The sequence below is a fragment of the Streptomyces sp. NTH33 genome, assembly GCF_003236365.1.
Taxonomy (GTDB): domain Bacteria; phylum Actinomycetota; class Actinomycetes; order Streptomycetales; family Streptomycetaceae; genus Streptomyces.
Window position 1 is genome coordinate 1 of the sequence record NZ_POTZ01001025.1, and the last position, 761, is coordinate 761.

At 73.3% G+C, this 761-nt stretch carries 1 protein-coding gene; it reads left to right on the plus strand.

Translation table 11 applies throughout. The features are described 5' to 3' along the window. Positions 1 to 80: 80 nt before the first annotated feature. A partial coding sequence (locus tag C1I97_RS38230; protein ID WP_111007397.1) for an enoyl-CoA hydratase/isomerase family protein occupies positions 81 to 761 on the plus strand: 681 nt, incomplete at its 3' end.

A 761-nucleotide genomic window follows, 5' to 3' on the forward strand; every position in this document is an offset into this window, starting at 1 on the left:
GGTCTCGACAGCGGGGCGTGCTGTGACCCGACCGCGCTTTCCCTGTTACCTTGTTAACCCGCGTTAACCGGGAGGGTGTCATGAGCGAGGAGCGGTTCGGGGAGTTCGTGCTGGTACGGCGGCACGACTACGTCGCGGAGCTCGTCCTGGACCGGCCGAAGGCCATGAACGCCGTGTCGACGGACATGGCCCGGTCGATCACCGGGGCGTGTGCGGCGCTGGCCGCCGACCGGGACGCGCGCGTGGTGGTCCTGACGTCGTCGCACGAACGGGCGTTCTGCGTCGGTGCCGACCTGAAGGAGCGCAACTCCTTCAGCGACGCCGACCTGATGCGGCAGCGGCCGGTCGCGCGCGGGGCGTACACCGGCGTACTGGAGCTGCCGATGCCGACGATCGCCGCGGTGCACGGGTTCGCGCTCGGCGGCGGCTTCGAGCTGGCCCTGTCCTGCGACGTGATCGTGGCCGACCGTACGGCCGTGGTGGGCCTGCCGGAGGTGTCCGTGGGCGTGATCCCCGGCGGCGGCGGTACGCAGCTGCTGCCGCGGCGGGTGGGGGCGGCCCGGGCGGCCGAGCTGATCTTCACGGCACGCCGCCTGGAAGCCGAGGAGGCGCACGGGCTCGGGCTGGTGGACCACCTGGTGGAAGAGTCCCAGGACCGCGAGGAGGCGCTGCGGCTGGCCGCCCGCATGGCCGCGAACTCCCCCGTCGGCCTGCGCGCGGCCAAGCGCGCCCTGCGCCTCGGCCACGGCCTGGACCTGCGA